18 protein-coding genes are annotated in these 16,549 nt (G+C 68.7%); 12 read left to right on the top strand and 6 right to left on the bottom strand.

The features are described from left to right. The first annotated feature begins 118 nt into the window (after positions 1 to 118). The 5 genes from ACWF9G_RS03310 to ACWF9G_RS03290 all read left to right on the top strand — a co-directional run bounded on the left by ACWF9G_RS03310 (position 119) and on the right by ACWF9G_RS03290 (position 3,677). On the top strand, positions 119 to 1,096 hold the full coding sequence (locus ACWF9G_RS03310) for an undecaprenyl-diphosphate phosphatase (RefSeq protein ID WP_379310702.1): 978 nt from the start codon (positions 119 to 121) through the stop codon (positions 1,094 to 1,096). A 32-nt stretch (positions 1,097 to 1,128) separates the two neighbouring features. Beyond that, positions 1,129 to 1,839: a histidine phosphatase family protein gene (locus ACWF9G_RS03305; protein WP_452513335.1), complete on the top strand. Its 711-nt coding sequence runs from the start codon at positions 1,129 to 1,131 to the stop codon at positions 1,837 to 1,839. A gap of 50 nt (positions 1,840 to 1,889) precedes the next feature. Next, a complete protein-coding gene (locus ACWF9G_RS03300) occupies positions 1,890 to 2,477 on the top strand; it encodes a DUF3090 domain-containing protein (protein ID WP_379081430.1) in 588 nt (195 codons plus the stop codon). Between the two features lie 4 nt (positions 2,478 to 2,481). Next, positions 2,482 to 3,282 (top strand): SCO1664 family protein, encoded by an 801-nt coding sequence (locus ACWF9G_RS03295; protein ID WP_452513334.1) that lies wholly within the window; start codon positions 2,482 to 2,484, stop codon positions 3,280 to 3,282. 122 nt (positions 3,283 to 3,404) lie between these two features. Further along, entirely contained in the window at positions 3,405 to 3,677 is a 273-nt protein-coding gene (locus tag ACWF9G_RS03290; protein ID WP_189028849.1) for a hypothetical protein, read from the top strand. A gap of 59 nt (positions 3,678 to 3,736) precedes the next feature. Here the strand turns inward: ACWF9G_RS03290 and ACWF9G_RS03285 are convergent, their stop codons facing one another. Continuing rightward, positions 3,737 to 4,594: an alpha/beta fold hydrolase gene (locus ACWF9G_RS03285; protein ID WP_452513332.1), complete on the bottom strand. Its 858-nt coding sequence runs from the start codon at positions 4,592 to 4,594 to the stop codon at positions 3,737 to 3,739. Continuing rightward, positions 4,591 to 5,019, bottom strand: a complete 429-nt coding sequence (locus ACWF9G_RS03280) for a helix-turn-helix domain-containing protein (RefSeq protein WP_379307722.1) — start codon at positions 5,017 to 5,019, stop codon at positions 4,591 to 4,593. The genes ACWF9G_RS03285 and ACWF9G_RS03280 overlap by 4 nt, the downstream gene beginning before the upstream one ends. A gap of 297 nt (positions 5,020 to 5,316) precedes the next feature. Between ACWF9G_RS03280 and mshC the strand changes: the two genes are divergently transcribed. Beyond that, positions 5,317 to 6,555, top strand: a complete 1,239-nt coding sequence (gene mshC, locus ACWF9G_RS03275) for a cysteine--1-D-myo-inosityl 2-amino-2-deoxy-alpha-D-glucopyranoside ligase (protein ID WP_452513330.1) — start codon at positions 5,317 to 5,319, stop codon at positions 6,553 to 6,555. Here the strand turns inward: mshC and ACWF9G_RS03270 are convergent. Beyond that, positions 6,545 to 7,888, bottom strand: coding sequence for a flavin monoamine oxidase family protein (locus tag ACWF9G_RS03270; protein WP_452513329.1), 1,344 nt, complete (start codon positions 7,886 to 7,888; stop codon positions 6,545 to 6,547). The two genes, mshC and ACWF9G_RS03270, sit on opposite strands and share 11 nt — an antisense overlap. Positions 7,889 to 7,953: 65 nt before the next feature. Between ACWF9G_RS03270 and ACWF9G_RS03265 the strand changes: the two genes are divergently transcribed. The 5 genes from ACWF9G_RS03265 (at position 7,954) to ACWF9G_RS03245 (ending at position 12,634) form a co-directional block, all read left to right on the top strand. Continuing rightward, the gene (locus ACWF9G_RS03265) at positions 7,954 to 8,619 is read left to right on the top strand and encodes a TetR/AcrR family transcriptional regulator (protein ID WP_452513327.1); all 666 of its coding nucleotides are present in this window, start codon (positions 7,954 to 7,956) and stop codon (positions 8,617 to 8,619) included. Positions 8,620 to 8,628: 9 nt separating this feature from the next. Further along, the gene (locus tag ACWF9G_RS03260; protein WP_379307718.1) at positions 8,629 to 9,327 is read left to right on the top strand and encodes a dienelactone hydrolase family protein; all 699 of its coding nucleotides are present in this window, start codon (positions 8,629 to 8,631) and stop codon (positions 9,325 to 9,327) included. An 84-nt stretch (positions 9,328 to 9,411) separates the two neighbouring features. Continuing rightward, the gene (locus ACWF9G_RS03255; RefSeq protein ID WP_379307717.1) at positions 9,412 to 10,197 is read left to right on the top strand and encodes a universal stress protein; all 786 of its coding nucleotides are present in this window, start codon (positions 9,412 to 9,414) and stop codon (positions 10,195 to 10,197) included. A 173-nt stretch (positions 10,198 to 10,370) separates the two neighbouring features. Then, positions 10,371 to 11,789, top strand: coding sequence for a hypothetical protein (locus ACWF9G_RS03250; RefSeq protein WP_379307716.1), 1,419 nt, complete (start codon positions 10,371 to 10,373; stop codon positions 11,787 to 11,789). Positions 11,790 to 11,791: 2 nt separating this feature from the next. Continuing rightward, positions 11,792 to 12,634, top strand: a complete 843-nt coding sequence (locus tag ACWF9G_RS03245; protein ID WP_379307715.1) for an Abi-alpha family protein — start codon at positions 11,792 to 11,794, stop codon at positions 12,632 to 12,634. A 6-nt stretch (positions 12,635 to 12,640) separates the two neighbouring features. On the opposite strand, the gene ACWF9G_RS03240 is transcribed toward ACWF9G_RS03245, so the two are convergent. Together ACWF9G_RS03240 and ACWF9G_RS03235 are read right to left on the bottom strand one after the other, a co-directional pair. Further along, positions 12,641 to 13,297, bottom strand: coding sequence for an enoyl-CoA hydratase-related protein (locus ACWF9G_RS03240; RefSeq protein ID WP_452513325.1), 657 nt, complete (start codon positions 13,295 to 13,297; stop codon positions 12,641 to 12,643). A gap of 12 nt (positions 13,298 to 13,309) precedes the next feature. Beyond that, on the bottom strand, positions 13,310 to 13,918 hold the full coding sequence (locus tag ACWF9G_RS03235) for a TetR family transcriptional regulator (protein WP_452513323.1): 609 nt from the start codon (positions 13,916 to 13,918) through the stop codon (positions 13,310 to 13,312). Positions 13,919 to 14,132: 214 nt separating this feature from the next. Here ACWF9G_RS03235 and ACWF9G_RS03230 point away from each other — a divergent pair, with 214 nt between their 5' ends. Next, positions 14,133 to 14,678 carry a TetR/AcrR family transcriptional regulator gene (locus tag ACWF9G_RS03230; RefSeq protein ID WP_379307712.1) on the top strand — a complete coding sequence of 182 codons (546 nt, stop codon included), beginning with the start codon at positions 14,133 to 14,135 and terminating at the stop codon, positions 14,676 to 14,678. Here the strand turns inward: ACWF9G_RS03230 and ACWF9G_RS03225 are convergent. Continuing rightward, positions 14,675 to 16,540, bottom strand: coding sequence for a Na+/H+ antiporter (locus tag ACWF9G_RS03225; protein WP_452513322.1), 1,866 nt, complete (start codon positions 16,538 to 16,540; stop codon positions 14,675 to 14,677). The genes ACWF9G_RS03230 and ACWF9G_RS03225 overlap by 4 nt on opposite strands. Positions 16,541 to 16,549: the final 9 nt, after the last annotated feature.

Raw genomic sequence — 16,549 nt, 5'->3', positions numbered from 1 at the left:
CGGGGGCCGCGAGAACCGATCGCCCGGTGGGCTGGCGACGTCACCGCACCGCGACAGGTAGGGTCGCTGCGAGGTCGCGGCCCTTCCAGGCCGCTCGATGTAGCAAAAGCCCAGGAGGATGCGGTCTTTCGGGCGCGAGGTAGCAGGAGGCACGGTGGGCGAGTCGATGACCTGGTTTCAGGCATTGATACTCGGGCTCGTACAGGGACTGACGGAGTTCCTGCCGATCTCCTCCTCGGGGCATCTGCGCATCGTGTCGGAGGTGTTCTTCGGTAGCGACGCCGGCGCGTCGTTCACCGCCGTCACCCAGCTCGGCACCGAGGCCGCGGTGCTGGTGTATTTCGCCAAGGACATCCAGCGCATCGTCGTGGCGTGGTTCACCACGCTGGCGATGCGCTGGCGGGAACGCTCGCAGCAGGCGGTCGCCGTCGGTGACCGGGTCACCACGAAGCTGCCGGTGATGGACCGCAGCGCCCGCGAGGCCCACGAACGCGACACCCAGCGCGAGCTCGACTACCGCATCGGCTGGTACGTGATCATCGCCACCATCCCGATCGGCGTGCTCGGCTTCCTGTTCAAGGATGAGATCCGCACCGGCGCCCGCAACCTGTGGCTGGTGTCGTTCATGCTGGTCGCGTTCGCGCTCGTCATCGCCGCCGGTGAATATTTCGGCAGCAAGATCCGCCCGATCGAGCAGCTCACCACCCGCGACGGACTCATCATGGGCTTGGCGCAGTGCCTTGCCCTGATCCCCGGTGTCTCCCGCTCCGGCGCCACCTCCACCGCTGGTCTGTTCCTCGGCCTCGAGCGGGAGGCCGCGGTGCGGTTCTCGTTCCTGCTGGCCATTCCCGCGGTCACCGCATCGGGCCTGTTCAGCCTGCCCGACGCGTTCGAGCCCGCCGGTGAGGGACTCAATGCGAGCGGACCGCAGCTGCTGGTCGCCACGATCCTGGCGTTCGGCGTCGGGTACGCCTCGGTCGCCTGGCTGCTCAAGTTCGTCGGCAAGCATTCGTTCTACTGGTTCGTCGGCTACCGGATCGTTCTCGGCCTCACGATGTTGGCCCTGCTCTCCGCAGGCGTCGTCTCCGCGACCTGAGTGCGGCGCGGACGGATGGTTAGGCTGGTCCCATGACGGTGATCCTGCTCCGGCACGGAGTGTCCACCTCCAACATCGGTTTCACCCTGGCCGGGCGCACCCCTGGTGTCGAGCTCACCGAGCGCGGTACCGAGCAGGCCGCCGCGGTCGCCGACCGGCTCGCGACCCTGCCGATCGAACACATCGCCAGCTCACCGCTGCTGCGCTGCCAGCGCACCGTCGCACCGCTGGCCGAGAAGCTCGGCCTCGAACCAGAGCACGACGAACGGCTCATCGAGGTCGACTACGGCGACTGGACCGGCCGCCCCCTGTCCGAACTGGTCAGCGAACCGCTGTGGAAGGTCGTGCAGCGGCACGCCTCCGGCGCGGTGTTCCCCGCTGGGGAAGGCCTGGCCCAGGTCCAGCAGCGTGCGGTCGCCGCGATCCGTGACACCGAACGCAGGCTGGCCGAGCAGGCGGGCCGTGACGTGCTGTGGGTGGCGTGCGCGCACGGCGACATCATCAAATCGATCCTGGCCGACGCGCTCGGCCTGCATCTGGACAGTTTCCAGCGGATCGCGGTCGAACCCGCCTCGATCAGCGTCGTCCGCTACAGCCCGACCGGGCCGTCGGTGTGGAAGTTCAACGACACCGGCGCCGACCTGTCCGCGCTCGCGGGCGCGGCGGCGCCCGCTCCCGGTGGCGAGGTGCCGACTGGCACGGGCGCGGATAATGGGAATGCGGGACACCGCGATTCTCCTTGACGGGAATGTGTTCGTGAGTGTCGATCAGGGTCACGTATCAGGAGGTGCATGTGTCACGCGCAATCCATGTATTCCGCACCCCCGATCGTTTCGTCGCCGGGACCGTCGGTGAACCAGGCGATCGTTCGTTCTACCTGCAGGCCGTACAGGAACCGCGCGTGGTCAGCGTGCTGCTGGAGAAGCAGCAGGTGAAGGTGCTCGCCGACCGGATGGGCCTGCTGCTCGACGAGGTGGCGCGCCGCTTCGGCGCCGAGGTGCCGCCCGAGGGCGAGGACGTCCGCGATGTCGCGCCGCTGGTGACGCCCATCGACACCGAATTCCGGGTCGGCACCATGGGTCTGGGCTGGGACGCCGACGCGGGCGCTGTCGTGGTGGAGCTGCTGGCGATCACCGAGACCGAGGTCGACGAATCGGTGGTGCTCGACGACACCGACGAAGGCCCCGACGCCGTGCGGGTGTTCCTCACCCCCATCCAGGCCCGCGAGTTCGCCCTGCGCTCGGCGCGGGTCATCGCCGCGGGCCGTCCGCCGTGCCCGCTGTGCGGCGAACCGCTGTCCTCGCGCGGGCACATGTGCGTGCGCACCAACGGTTACAAGCGCGGCGAGATCTTCGGCACGGCCGAGCTCGACGAGGAGTGATCCGGTGTCGGCACTCACCGAAGGCGAACTGGACATCGTCGGCCGGGTCGGCGTCGCCAGCAATCTGACGCTGGTCTGTGAGATCGCCGCACCCGAACCCGACGGCGCCCCGCTGCGGGTGGTGTACAAGCCGGTGCGCGGCGAACGGCCGCTGTGGGACTTCCCCGACGGCACCCTCGCCGGTCGCGAGGTGGCGTCATATCTGATCTCCGAACATCTCGGCTGGGGCGTCATCCCGGAGACGGTGTTGCGGGACGGGCCGTTCGGGTCCGGCATGGTGCAGCGCTGGGTGACCTCGGTCGACCACCACAGCGCGTCGAGCAATCAGCGCCTCGACTTGGTCGACCTGTGCAGGCCGGGCACGGTGCCCGACGGTTTCTGCGAGGTCCTGCGCGCGCTCGACGGTGAGGGCAACGAGGTCTCGCTCGTCCACGCCGACGATCCACGCCTGCAACGGATGGCGGTCCTCGATCTGCTGCTCAACAACGCCGACCGCAAGGGCGGGCACGCGCTGGAAGGTGTCGACGGGCAGGTGTACGGCGTCGACCACGGCATCTGCCTGCACAGCGAACCGAAACTGCGCACGGTGCTGTGGGGTTGGGCCGGGCGGCCCGTCCACGAGTCACTGATCGCCGACATCGCCGCGTTCGCCGCGCAACTGCCCGGCACCGTGGCCGATTCGCTGGCCGTACACATCACCGATGCCGAGATCACCGCGCTGACCGAACGCACGAAGGCGCTGCTCGATCATCCGGTGATGCCGGTCCCGAATTCCGCGCGACCGATTCCCTGGCCCGCGTTCTGATTCCGACGACGATTCCAGCCCACCGATGCGCTGACGTCGGGTACTGTGAGGCTGCTTTTCCGGGTCGGGGCCGGTGCTAGTGTGCTCCAAGCACTTTCGTCATACAAGATCAGAGGAAATCTATGTCGTCGACCCGCTCGATCGTCACCAGCTCCGCCGCCGCGCTGCTGCTCACCGGTGCTGTCGCCGCTGTTGCCGCGCCCGCGCAGGCGTTCCCCAGCGGCTGGTGGTCCGAGAAGACCTTCGTCTGCACCGCCACCGACCGCAACACCGGTGCGCCGCTGCCCGAGGTCACCGTGCAGGCCGCCGATCAGGTCGGCGCCGCCTACTACGCGCTGCCGCAGTTCGGCCCGGAGGCCGACACCCTGAACGTGCAGTGCTACGCCCAGGCGTGATCATCCGGTGAGTTCGGTGTCGCCGCACCCGACGCGCGGCGACACCGAACCCATCACCGTCACTCCGGTCGACCGGAGTGCGCGCCGAGGAACTCCCTGATCGTCGCGGTCTGACCGAACACCCCGTGACCGACATCGGGCAGCAGGCGCACCTCGCCCCGCGTGAATCCGCCGCGGGCACGTTCGGCGGTGCGTGCCGAATCGAACAGCACGTCGCGATCGCCGACGATCACCAGCACCGGAATGTCCACCGTGCGCAGTCGCTCGTCGCCGAAGAGGGGCAGACGCCCGGTGCGCGGCTTGAAGTGGTCGAAGATCAGTTCGACATCGTCGAGGATCGGGCCGGCCGTCTCGTCGTCGAGACCGAGCACAGTCCGTGCGGAATCGCGCACACTGCCACGGCCGACCAGACCCAGCAGCATGCCCTTCACCAGCCACCCGAATCGTTGACCACCGAGCCCGCCGGGGCACAGCAGGACCAGCGCGGTGACGCGGCCCGGCCTGCGCAGCACATAGTCGAGCGCCGTCCAGCCGCCGAGCGACATGCCCGCCAGCGCGACCGTGTCGAGTCCGAGGCCGTCCATGACCTCGTCGAGCCATCTCGCGGTCGCGTCGCTGTCCAGCGGCAGCCGGGTCGGCGCGCTGAAGCCCGGCTCGCCGGGCAGGTCGACGGCGTACACGCGGTATCGGGTCGCCCAGTCGGCGACGTCACCGCGCCAGGCCGTGGTGTTGGCGCCCGAGCCGTGCAGCAGAACCAGCGGCGGCGCGTCGACGGGGCCGGAGGCGACAACGAACGTCTCACCGGCGCCGGTGCCGATGCGCAGTTCCTCGCGCGGTACCGGCCAGGCGTCGAGGTGCTCGCGGTAGCGCTGTTCGACGACCCGTCGGCCTTCGGTGGACTTGTAGATGCCGGTCATGAGGTGAGGACTCCGTCCATGTAGTCGAGCAGCCGGGCGGTGTCGGTGAGACCGCCGAGCAGGATGACCTTGAGGCGCGATCGCCCCGGGTCGTAGCTGGTTTCCACGCGCAGTGGCGTGCCGCCGGGGCCGCGGGTCGCCGCCGTGGCGGTGAGCAGCGTGGTGATCCGGTCCGCGGTGGTGCGGTCGACGGCGTCGATCTCGACGATGCAGGAGGCCTCGGCGTGTCTGCCGGTCGCCTCCGGTGTCTGCGGTGCGGTGATCGGCAGGCCGGTGAACGCCTCGAGGTCGTCGTGGGCGATCCGGTACTGCTTGCCGATGCGGGCTGCGGGCAGTTTGCCGTCGCGGACGTAGCTGCGCACGGTGCGGACATGCAGTCCGAGTAATTCGGCGACCTGCTCCACCGAATAGAGGCGATCCGTCATGAAACTACCCTAAACGAATGTATCTATAGGGAGCAATAGGGAATGTTAGGGAGTTGTGGCATGTGACAATGCTCGCGATGCTCGTCATCTCCGCAACCATCAGCCCAGGTCGTGGGTACCGATGTCGACGATCCGCTGCATCAGGTCCGTGACCTGCGGATCTGCCTGAATGCAACCCTTGACGGGAACGCCGGAACACGTTTGTGTGCAGGTAGCGGGCCGCGCGAGCGACACCGCGAGCAACCGCCTGACCGGGCCGCGGATCGGTCGCCTCGGCGGGGGCTCTACCCTCGAGTCATGCAGTCCTGGTCCGATATCGCCCTACCGACCGTCCCCGGAGCAGGGCCGCCGTTGCGGTTGTACGACACCGCCGATCGCCAGGTCCGCCCGGTCACCCCCGGCGCGACCGCGAAGATGTACGTCTGCGGCATCACTCCCTACGACGCCACCCACCTCGGTCACGCCGCCACCTACCTGACGTTCGACCTGGTCAACCGGCTGTGGCGCGACGCGGGCCACGACGTGCACTACGTGCAGAACGTCACCGACGTCGACGACCCGCTGTTCGAACGCGCCGCCCGCGACGGCGTCGACTGGCGCGACCTCGGCACCTCCGAGATCGAGCTGTTCCGCGAGGACATGACCGCTCTGCAGGTGCTCCCGCCGCGCGACTACATCGGCGCCATCGAGTCGGTCGAGGAGGTGGTGGAACTGGTGCAGAAGCTGCTCGCCGCCAGCGCCGCCTACCAGGTCGACGACGCCGAATACCCCGACATCTACTTCCGGACCGACGCCACCGAGCAGTTCGGCTACGAGTCCGGCTACGACCGCGCCACCATGGATCAGCTGTTCGCCGAACGCGGCGGCGACCCCGACCGCCCCGGCAAGCGCGACACCATCGACGCGCTGCTGTGGCGTGCCGAGCGCCCTGATGAACCGTCCTGGCAGGCGCCGTTCGGTGCGGGGCGTCCCGGCTGGCATATCGAGTGTGCGGCGATCGCCCTCAACCGGATCGGCACCGAGTTCGACGTCCAGGGCGGCGGCTCGGATCTGATCTATCCGCACCACGAATACTCCGCCGCGCACGCCGAGGCGATCACCGGCACCCGCCGCTTCGCCCGCCACTACGTGCACGCCGGACTGATCGGTCTCGACGGCGAGAAGATGTCGAAGTCCAAGGGCAACCTCGTGCTGGTGTCGAAGCTGCGCCGCTCGGGCGTCGACCCGGCCGCGATCCGGCTCGGCCTGCTCGCCGGGCACTACCGCCAGGACCGCATGTGGACCGACGAGGTGCTCACCGACGCGCAGACCCGCCTGGCCCGCTGGCGTGACGCCGTCGCCCTGGCCGGCGGCCCGTCGGCGGCCGACACCGTCGCCCGGCTGCGTCAGCACCTGGCCGACGACCTGGACACCCCCAAGGCGCTCGACGCGATCGACAACTGGGCGACGCAGGCGCTGACCTACGGCGGCGCCGATCCCGTGGCCCCCGCGCTGGTGCGTGACGCGGTGGACGCGCTGCTGGGCGTCACCCTCTGAGAGGTCGCGGGCGACCCGCGACCTCCGTCTGCTCGGGCTCCGCTCGGAGGGCGGCCGCAACCTCCCCGGCCGCGCGCTCTCCCGACCGCACCGCACCCTCGAGATACCCGGTCCACCGCGGTGCGGTTTCGGTGCCTGCCCAATGGATCGGACCGGTCGGCCTGGCCGCATGCGTCAGGGCGTGGAGCGCCCCCGGCATCGGAATCGCGCTGTAACCGCCACCCACATGCGGATCGTGATGCCACGACTTCTCGTGCCAGCTCAGGGGATTCATCGTCCGCCGACCGAAATGATGAGCCAGAGAGCCCAGCACGGTGTTCCGGCGATCGTCCGCCGAGAGCCGATCCAGAGCGCGCGCGGAGCGGCCGGGGACCAATACGCACAGGTGGCCCGGGCCGTCGTCCGGTGAGGCATCGAATGCGGCGGGAACCGGACCGCTCAGGTCGAGAACTTCTCCGCTGTAACCGTTCTCGCGCCAGAGCGGGGTGTCGTAGACCGCGATCGCCTTGTAGATCGTGCCCATCGTGGTACCGGCCTGCGCCAGCAGACGGTGCGCGGGCAGCGGCGGCTCGTGTCCGATCGCGGCGGCGATCGGCGGCGGCGCGGTGACGATCGCCCGGATTGCGCGCACCGGTCCGGACGGGGTATCTACCCGGACACCGTCGGCCGTCCGTGTCATGGCCGTGACCGGGCGACTCAGGTGCACCACCGGCCCGAGTTCGGCCGCCAGTGCGTCGGCGAGACCCCCGACCCCGCCGGATAGCAGCGATTCCTGTGCGCCACCGGCAGTTCCGAGCATGACCCGCAACCCACCCGCCGACCGGAGTCCGGTACCGAGCGCCCCCACCGACACTCGGTCGAGGTCACACGCCAGCGCTTCGGACAGGATGACGTCGAGGAGCCGCCGCGCCCGACGACCTGGAATCCGTGCGATCCAGTCGGCCACGGTCACCCGATCGGTCTTCGCGCGGAAAGGTAAGCGGGACAACATCTCCAGTCGCAGCAGTGCCAGCCCGGCCGAGAGTGTGGTCAGCGGCGCGGACCCGACCTTGCGACCGCCGTCGACCAGCAGCGATGTTCCCTGAGAGGGGGTGGGGAACAGGCGCATACCGAATTCCGTCGCGAGCACGGTCACTCGTGTGTGATCGTGACCGATCCACTGGCCACCCAGATCGACCGGCGTGCCCGCGCCGGATCGCACGGTGAACGCGCGCCCGCCCACCCGATCCGCCGACTCGAGCACGAGAACGTCCACGCCACGCGATCGCAGGGCCCGGGCCGCGGTCAGTCCGGCGAATCCTGCCCCGACGATGACGACTGTTGCCTCTTCCATGACTACTCCTGGTTATGCAACGCATGTTGTAGAACAAGTGTTGCATAACCGGGTAGGCTGTGGCTATGCCTCGACAGGTCGATACCGCGGCCCGACTCGTCGCCGTCGGTGATGCCGTACTGTCCCTCGCGGTGGACGAGGGATTCGGTGCGGTGACAATCCGTGCGGTGGCCGATCGCATCGGCGCGTCCACCTCGGTCGTGACCCACTACGTGGGCGGCCGAGACAATATGCTGCGCACCGCGATTCGTCGTCAGATCGACCTGCGCCGCGCCGAGGGCGAGGCAGTGCTCGACGCGCAAGGCAGGACGGGTGCGGCGGCCCTGCGCGCACTGATCGAATGGGCGGTGCTGACTCCCGATGAGCAAACACACCGGGTGTGGCTGGCGCTCGTGCTCGGGAGTCATGCCGAACCCGTTCTGCGCGCCGAACTCGATCTGTTCAACGACTGGTGGGACGGCTGTATCCGGCGTCTGCTGGCCGACGCGGGCATTGCCGAGACCGATATCGAAGCCGTGTGCGACGTCCTCGATGTGGTGGTCGACGGGCTGGTGGTCACCGGCTTCGACGAGGGGCGCCCGTGGTCGACCGCGCGCCGGGAACGGGCGCTGACCGCGCTCTGGACGACCCTCGAATCGTCAGCGTTCAGGAGCGGTGCTCGCTACCTGCCCGAACCTCCCGATCGGCGACGCGCCGACGGATCGGTGACGGATCGCGGGCGCGGACTCTAGATTCGAGGGATGGAATCGATCGAGATCGAAAGTCCCGCCGGACAGCTCGAGGTGCTGATCGCGCGCCCGCAGGGGGCGGGCCCGTGGCCGGGTGTCGTCGTCCTGCACGACGGCCTCGGCCTGAATGCCGATCTGCGCCATCAACTCGACATCGTCACCGGTCACGGCTATCTGGCGATCGCGCCGAACCTGTTCACCCGTGGCCGCGCCCGCTGCATCCAGCAGGCGTTCCGTGCGCTGGCGTTCACCGGCGATGGCCCCGCGGTGGGGGAGATCCTCGCCGCCCGCGACCGGCTCGCCGCCGACCCCGACTGCACCGGCCGTATCGCGGTCCTCGGCTTCTGCCTCGGCGGCGGTTTCGCGCTGCTCACCGCACCGCAGGGTTTCCACGCCTCGGCCCCGTTCTACGGCGGTCTCTACGGCGACTACAAATCACTGCTCGACGGCGCGTGCCCGGTGGTTGCCAGCTACGGCAGGCTCGATCCGTCACTGCCCGGCGCTGCGGGCAAGCTCGAAGCCGCGCTGACCGCCAACGGCGTCGAGCACGACATCAAGACCTACCCGAACGCCACCCACAGCTTCGCCAACATCCTGCCGGGAAACGCGGTGCTGCAACGCATCGGACTCGGCTACGACGAGGCGGCCACCGACGACGCCTGGCAGCGGATCTTCGCCTTCTTCGACCGGCATCTGCGCACCGGCGAGTGAGCCACGCGAGACGGTTGCCCGGAGTGTGCGGCGTTTATACTGTGGCCAAGCGCAGCTGACCTGCCGTCGATCGGAGAGCGTCACATGGGGTACCAGCGCATCGTGGTGGGGTCCAACGGCTCGGAATCCGCGCGGACGGCCGTCGCGGTCGCCGGGGAGCTCGCGCTCAAGCTCGATCTCACGGTGACGGTGGTCAGCGTCTGGAAGGAAGCGACGCTCAAGGCGGGCACCGATTCCGCGTGGGCCGAAGCGGTCACCGCGGCCGCCGCCGAAGCGCTGCTCGACGCGGGCCTGCCCGACGTGCGGTGCCTCGAGCTTCCCGGCACCGCGGGCGCGGTCCTGCTGGAGGTCGCCGCTGGAGAACCCGGCACCCTGCTCGTCATCGGCGGCGGTAGCCTGGGCAGTTCGAAGGCGCGACTGCTCGGTTCGACCGCCAATCACGTGTCCCACCACAGCGAATCCGATGTCGTGTTCACCCACAAGATCCCGAAGCGGTGGACCACGGTCGGGCTCACCACCGACGGATCGGCCAGCTCGATCACCGCGGTGCGCCGCGGTTACGACGTCGCGGTCGCCCTCGGCGCGCGCCCGTTCCTGGTGACCTCGGCCAAAACCGACGACGACGGCGCCGCGACGCTCATCGACGTCGAAGGCGCCGCCGAGGTCGATGATCCGGAACTGTTCGGCCGCGACGTGCTGACCGGGGTTCCCGCGGCGGAGGCGATCTGCAACGCGGCCTGGAAATACGACCTGGTGGTCATCGGCAATCGCGGAATGAGCGGTCCCGCACGGCTGTTGGGTTCGGTCGCCAACAAGGTCACCCACGATATCGACACCAACCTGCTGTTGGTGAACACCACCCACGCGTGAACGGCGGGCCGACGAATCCGCCGGCACTGTACGCGATGAACTCCGTGGTATCGGGCTGATTTCAGGTTTGCTCCGGTTTAACGGGTAACCAGCGAACTTGCCCGGAACCTACTGTTCGGTCACTTATGATGACCGGACGCGCGAGGTTCGGAATACAACGGAGTGGACGCTGGATGAATGCTGGGATCGAAGCGGCGGGCTTCTTCGGCCTGCTCGACTGGGAGAAGACGACCGGCCTGAGCAAGTTCTGGGTCGACATGATCAGCATTCCGATCTTCAGTGCCATGGCCGGTCTCATCACCAACTGGACCGGGGTGATCATGTTGTTCGCGCCGGTGCGGTTCACCGGGTTCTATGTGCCCGGCCTCAAGACGATCTTCCCGCTGCTCCCGCGCAAGGTGCAGATCCTGCCGACGTTCGCGCCCGGCGGCATTCTCGGCTTCCAGGGTTTCATCCCGGCTCGCGCGGAGAAGATGGCGAGCCTGATGGTCGACAATGCCGTCGCCAAGATCGGGACAGCGAAAGACTTCTTCGACCAGATGGATCCGCGCAAGATCTCCGCGCAGGTCGCGCAGGTGGCATTGCCGAACGTGCGGTCGATGGTCGATTCGATCATGATCACCGAGCATCCGCAGCTGTGGGCCGATATGCCGCCGCGCGCACGCGAAGTCGTGTACTCGACGGTCGAAGCGGAACTGCCCGCGATCACCGACCGCGCCTTCGATTTCATCGGCGCCAACATCAACCAGTTGCTCGATGTGAAGCTGATGGTCGTTGGCTATCTGCGGCGGCGCCCCGAACTCCTCAAGGACGTCATCTACGGGCTCGGCGCGCCGGAACTGCGGTTCATGATCCGCAGCGGGGTGCTCGGTCTTCCCTTCGGTGTGATCGTGGCCCTGTGGTTGTCGTTGCTGCACTACAGCACCCCGCACGGGGACACGCCCGCCCTGATCTCCCTGCCGGGCTGGCTCTACACCATCCTGCATTTCCTGCCCGCGTGGATGTGGGTGCTCCTCGGTGGCGCGGTCGTCGGCATGCTCGTCAACATCATCGCCATCAAGGTGGTGTTCGAGCCTGCGACACCGCAGCCGCGCTACAAATACCCGTGGGGCGTCGCGAAATTCGCGAAGCGTCAGCATCAGGCCGCAGCCGATCTCGGACACGCGATCGGCTACCAGATCGTCACGCTCGATGTCGTCACCGAACAACTTCTCGACGGGCCGAGCGGCGACAAGACCCGCGCCGTCATCGCGCACTTCCTCAAAGCCGAGATCGACCGGGTACTCGGGCCGCTGCGATCGGTGACCCGCCTGGCGGTCGGGCCACGCCAGTTCGACGCGATCCAGGCGACGGCGGGTGCGAGCCTGGCGACGGAGCTGAAGCCGTGGCTGGTCGAGGACGTCGAGTTCTCCCAGACGACCGCGGCCAGCGTCGACCAGCTGGCCACCGAGAAACTGCGCGAACTGCCGCCCGACGAGTTCGTCGAAATGCTGTACACCGCCATCGAACAGGACGCCTGGCTGCTGTACGCGCACGGTGGCGCGCTCGGTGTCCTCGTCGGCTCGCTGCACCTGCTGGTCTTCGGAGTGTGAGCATGGACGAGCGCGAGAACCTTCCCGAACCCGTCCCCGAGCCCGGGATTCCCACCGACCTGGCCGGGTTGGCGCGCATCGCCGGACTGTCGTTGCGCCACATCGTCGGTGCGGTCACCAAGGGCGCGTTGCACACCGCCACCGATCTCGCCGACGACATCCGCGCGGGCGAACCGATTTCGCAGATCATCGACCAGCGGGTCGAATCGCTGCGCCGGATCGCGCTCAGCGCGCTCGGCCTGACCAGCACCGCCTCCGGCGTGTACGGCACTGTCGAATCCGGTGTCGAGGCCGAGGATCTCAAGGCGATGGGCGACGCGATGATCACCGAGGGCTGGGATTCGGCGCAGCAGCCCCGCGATCTGCACCCCTCGTTCGTGCCGATCCTGCACGACCTCACCCCCGACGAGGCCCGCATCCTGCGTTTCCTCGCCGTCGCCGGTCCGCAACCGGCGATCGACATCCGCACCAAGGCGCCGTTCGGGATCGGTTCGCAGCGCCTGGCCGACGGGATCAACATGATCGCCTACATGGCCGGATGCGCACTGCCCGAACGTGATCACCACTATCTGGGCAATCTCCGCAGGCTCGGGCTGGTCCGCTTCTCCACCGAACCGGTCGCCGATTTCCGCCGGTACGCGTTCCTGGAGGCGCAGCCGAGCGCCCAGGCGGCCTACAAGTCGGTGAAGATGCGGGCGATCAGCTCCTATCGCAGCATCTACCTGTCGGTGTTCGGCAAGCAGTTCTGCGACGCGTGTTTCGTGCTCGGCGACTACACCGGGGGCGGCTGGGCCAGTGACGATCGTGGTGACGTCTATCTGGGCAAGGGCCCCCGGCTGCCGTGATCGCCGTCAGTCCTTGCCGCGCAACGCGTCCAGGACATCGGCGAACATGACCGACTTGATGGCGGTGAGCGTGCCCTGATCCTTACCGCCCAGCGGCGCGACGGTCGCGATCGCGGTGTCGAGCACCGCGTCCTCGGCGACGGCGGCATCGACCAGGTCGTAGGCCAGCGCGTCGGTCCCGCCGAAGCGGCGGGCCGTGGTCATCGCGGCGATCGCCGTCTTCGGGGGCACCTTGGCCTGGATCAGGGCGGCCATGCCGTTGGTGAACGGGATGCGGATGTCGGCCTCGGGGAAACAGAAGAAGCCGCGGTCGGCGCGCATCACCCGGTAGTCGTGCGCGATCGCCAGCATGGCGCCCGCTCCGAAGGCGTGGCCGCCGATCGCGGCGACGGTCGGCATCGGCAGGGTGAGCATCCGGCCGAAGAGGGTGTGCACGGCTTCGACGTATTCTGCGGCGTGGTCGCCGTTGGCGGACAGCCAGTCCAGGTCCAGGCCGTTGGAGTAGATCTTGCCGGTCGCGGTGGTCACCAGGGCGGCGGCGCCCGCGGCGACGGCGGCGTCGAGGTGGGTGTGCACCTCGGCCATGAAGTCGGGGGAGAAGCGGTTCTCCCCGTCGCCGAGGTCGAGGATCGCGATCGCGTCGTGGTGGCGCAGGGTGGGCATGGATGGTTCCTTTCAGCGGGGGCCGAGTTCGAGCACGGCACGGACGGCGGCACGCAACTGTCTGCGGGCCAGGGGATCGGTGAGCCGGTCGCGGCGCAGCAGCAGCGCGGTCGGCAGGTCGACAAGGCAGGTGGTGACGGTGGCGACGCCGCGCCGGTCGGCGCGACCCCACAGGGCGCGCGCGAGCCGTTTCAGCGCGGTGAGCAGGGCCTTCTCGGTGGCGGCGATCTCGCGCGCGAGGTCGCCGGGCAGGTCACCGGTGAGCAGGTCCGCGCGGTCGACGAGCATCAGCAGGCGGGCCGAGTCGGGGTGGGTGTCGGCCAGACGCGCCGGGGTCTCGGCGGCATCGACGACCGCGTCGATCCTGGCGCTCGGGTCGGTGGCCTCGACGGCGCGGTCGATGTCGGTGGCTTGCAGGGCCAGGAAGCGGCGGGCCGCGCGTAACCAGGTGCGCGCCAGCACTTCCTGACGGGAGGCGAAGGTGTGGTACAGCGCGCCGTTGGAGACTCCGGTCGCGGCGGCGACGGCGCGCACGGTCACCGCGGCGGGACCGGAACGGGCGGCGATGTTCTCGGCGGCGTCCAGCACGGTCTCCGGGTCGTGAGTGCGCGGTCTCGGCATGAACAAAAGTTTACAGAGCGTCTGCTCTGTTATTCCATTCGGGTGCTCTCATCAGCTGGTAGTACGCGTATTCCGTTCCAGCACTTGGTATTTCGATCTCGCTTCTGGAGATTCCGCCACAGCATAGACTTCGTTGTGCTCGCACGAGTCCTCGTTACGATCGGGTACTGTTCGCATTCTTCGGCCCTGTCCGCACGAACAGATCGGCATCGCGATGTCCCGAGTGGTCACCAAGGAGCAGTACTACGACACCGCTGTGGCGGTGCTCGCCGAGTTCGGCTTCAAAGGTCTCAACATCGGTGTGCTGTGCCGTCGCCTCGGTGTCACCAGCGGCTCGTTCTACCACCACTTCGGCTCGTGGCAGGGCTTCGTGGACACGCTGCTGGAGCACTGGGAGACCCGGCAGATGGTCGAGCTACGCGCGCTGGATGTCGGCCATGGCGATCCCGATGCCGACGTGCGCGCCATGTCGGCGCTGGCAAGCGGTCTGGAACACGGCGCCGAAGCCGCGCTGCGCGCCTGGGCGGCCAACGACGAGTCGGTGCACGTGACGGTCAAGCGGGTCGACGAGTCACGCAGGCGGACCGTGCACCGCGTCATCGACAGCGTCGTCGGCGACGAGGCGACCGCCTCGGTCGTCACCGAGTTCGGTATGGCCATGCTGATCGGGTACCAGCAACTCGCCGCGACCGGCGAACCCACCGAACTGGACCGCCTGCTCGCCGAATACGCGCGCCTGATCTACTCGCACCGCCGCTAGCCGAGCAGCTCGTCCACGTAGCACCAGCGCCAGACTTCCCCGGGCTCCACGCTGCGCATCACCGGATGCGCCGTCGCCGCGAAGTGGGCATTGGCATGGTTGCCCAGCGAGGACTCGCAGCAGCCGATATTTCCGCAATCGGTGCACATCCGCAGATGCACCCAGGGCCGGCCCTCCTCGACGCATCGGCGGCACACCAGCTCACCGACCGGCTCCCGCAGCAGCGGCGCGTGCTCGAGATGCGCGCAGCCGTCGGCGGCCCCGGCACCGGCGAGCGGTTCGACGCCCGGTTCCTCGTCGGCCTCGTCGAACCGATCGATCATCGACTCCTCGAGATCGAGCCGCGCCAGCACATGCTGGAGCACCTCGTAATCCACCGTCCCGGCATCGCGGACCCGCAGCACCGCATCGCGTTCGGCGCCCAGCATCGCCAGCCGCAGGCGCCGGTACTCCGCGGTCGGGGTCATCTGTTCGGCTTCGGGGCGTCCCAGCCGTTCCCAGGCCGCGTTGGTGCGCCAGACCAGCCGTTGCCGCAGCGACTCGACCACCGGTTCCGGCGTGTCGGGGCCGATCTGCTTGTCCAGTTCGGCCAGGCCCGCGCTCGTAGCCTGTTGCAGCAGATCGGCTTTCGCGAGCGCGTCCTCCGCGCGGCTCGGCCCGCGCAGGCGCAGCAGCCGCACCAGCCACGGCAGCGAGGTGCCCTGCACCAGCAGCGTGCCGCCGACCACCACCAGCGCGAGCAACTCCAGTACCGGCAACTGCGGTGTCGTGGCGGGCAGCAACAGCACCGCCGCCAGGGTCACCACGCCACGCATCCCCGCCCACGACACCACCGCGGCGTGGCTCAACGGCTCGGTCGTGCGCCCGAACAGCCGGGCGACCAGGACCGGGGTGAACACCCAGACGGGCCGCGCCAGCATCACCGCGGCGAGCACCGCCACCGCCGTCACCAGCAGGGTGCGATGGTCGAGGCCGCTGTGCCAGGCGCCGTCGACGATCCAGCGCACCTGCAGGCCGATGATCAGGAAGACCGCGCTCTCCAGAATGAACTGGATGGTGCGCCAGTTCGTCGTCTCCGCGACCCGCGACGCGGCGCCCTGCCAGCGTTGCGCGCCGTGACCGAGGATCATCCCGCAGGTCACAACCGCGATCACGCCGGAGGCGTGCACGCGCTCGGCGGGCAGATAGGCGACGAACGGGGCGAGCAGCGACACCGTGGTGTCGAGCACCGGATCGTTGATCCGCTTGCGCAGCAACACCAGTCCCGCCGCGACCGCCCCGCCGATCACCGCGCCACCGACCGCGGCGAGCAGGAAGTCACCGCCGATCTGCCACACCGTCACCGCGCTTGCCATCGCCGCGATCGCCCCGCGCAGCGACACCAGCGCCGTCGCGTCGTTGAACAGCGACTCGCCCTCGAGCACGGTCACGATGCTGCGCGGCATCCCGGTACGGCGCGCGATCGCCGTCGCCGCCACCGCGTCCGGGGGAGCGACCACCGCGCCCAGCGCCACCGCCGCGGCGAACGGCACCGGCAGCAACCACCACACCACCAGCGCCACCGCGAAGGTGCTGAACAGCACCAATCCCACCGACAGCGACGCGATGGTGCGCAGGTTGTCCTTGAAGTCGACCAGCGAGGTGCGCAGCGCCGCCGTGTAGAGCAGCGGCGGCAGCAGACCCAACAGCACCACCTCGGGCTCGAGATGCACCTGCGGCACCATCGGCACATAGGAGGCGGCGACGCCGGCCAGGGTCAGGACGAGAGGTTCCGACACCCCGAATCGCCGGGCCAGCGCCGCGAGCGCGGTCGCCGAGCCGACCAGAACCACCAAGCCGATCGCCATATGCACGACCAGCATTCTTCCATC

Source organism: Nocardia sp. NPDC055029 (assembly GCF_053608525.1).
This window is presented reverse-complemented; position numbering and strand designations above follow the sequence as displayed.